The organism is Emticicia sp. (assembly GCF_049241225.1).
GTDB lineage: Bacteria > Bacteroidota > Bacteroidia > Cytophagales > Spirosomataceae > Emticicia.
Window position 1 is genome coordinate 2,701 of the sequence record NZ_JBMLRC010000265.1, and the last position, 1,362, is coordinate 4,062.

A 1,362-nucleotide genomic window follows, 5' to 3' on the forward strand; every position below is an offset into this window, starting at 1 on the left:
AAAGGTTATTCATATATGGTTAGTGAGCCTATATTAACTACAAATTTGCATATAAATAACGTATTCTCTTAGCTTAAATTCTTAAAATCTTCTGTTTTTTATTTAATGGTTAATAAAAAGTTATGAATTAGGAGTTCTGAGTTCTGACTGCAAAATAGAAGAGAGTCATAATAGTTTCAGACTTTCAAAATTCTTTCCTAAAATGACCTTACTCTCTGTTTTTAGCCAATCTTTTAAGAGCGAAGCATAGATTTGTCTAAAGTCAACAGAGAACTTCAAATCACCTTCGTCTAAATCTGTGAGGTTGGGAGCTTCGTTTACAACTTTCGGTCGTTTTAGGTTTTCACTCATCAAAAATACATTATTGGCTGTACCGTGGTCGGTTCCACCGCTGGCATTTTGTTTGACTCTCCTTCCAAATTCTGAAAAAGTCATGATAGCTACGTCTTTAAACCTATCATTTTTCTTCAAATCATTCACGAAAGCATTTACCGACTCGGCATAGTTTTTTAACAGTCGCTCTTGTTGATTGACCTGATTGAAATGTGTATCAAATCCAGAAATACTTACATAATAAATATTGGTTGGCATTCCTGAAATTACTAGTTCGGAAATTGTTTTTAGTCGTTGCCCTAACTCACCTTGCGGATATTGATTGGTACTACGAAAAATCTTTGTTTGGGCGGCACTCCGCTTAGAATGTAGAAACTCAGCCGAAGAAGCCGTTTCTGCCAAAGTTTTGTACAAATACGCAACATTATCATGCCCTTGAACTGCTGAGTTTTGGGCAACTTTATTAATAAAATTACCACTTACTTGTTTGTATAACTTTTCGGGATCTTGTACTGAGAGTGCTTTTACTTTTTCTCCTTTCATCGAAAGACTAAGCGTATCATCAATTTCTAATGCTTGGTAAGGCACACAATTTCCTGCACAATTAGCATCTAAATAACGACCAATCCAGCCTGTGTTTAAGTATTCGGTTGATTCACTAGCAGTTTGCCAAATATCCATCGAACGAAAATGCGAACGGTCGGGGTTGGGATACCCCACATTATTGATAATACTCATTTGTCCGTTATCATATAAAGCTCTGAGCGATTCCATAGCAGGGTTTAAACCCACTTCATCATTGAGTTTTAGCACTTTCTCACTTTGAATTGCAATACTTGGGCGAGATTTGTAGTAAATGTCATTTCGGTAAGGCACAATGGTATTCAAACCATCATTTCCGCCCGAAAGCTGAATAACTACCAAAATCTTATCAGTTGTTTGGCTTTGACCTAAATGTTGCATTTCAAATGCTTTCAAAAAATTAGGTATCATCATGCCACCAATGGTAGCAAAAGCCGATTTTTTTAT

The 1,362-nt window shown here is 36.0% G+C and carries 1 protein-coding gene; it reads right to left on the bottom strand.

From position 1 onward, the window contains the following. Window positions 1–165 precede the first annotated feature (165 nt). The coding region (locus ACOVO2_RS14315) for a DUF1501 domain-containing protein (protein WP_421770635.1) at window positions 166–1,362 on the bottom strand (1,197 nt) is incomplete at its 5' end.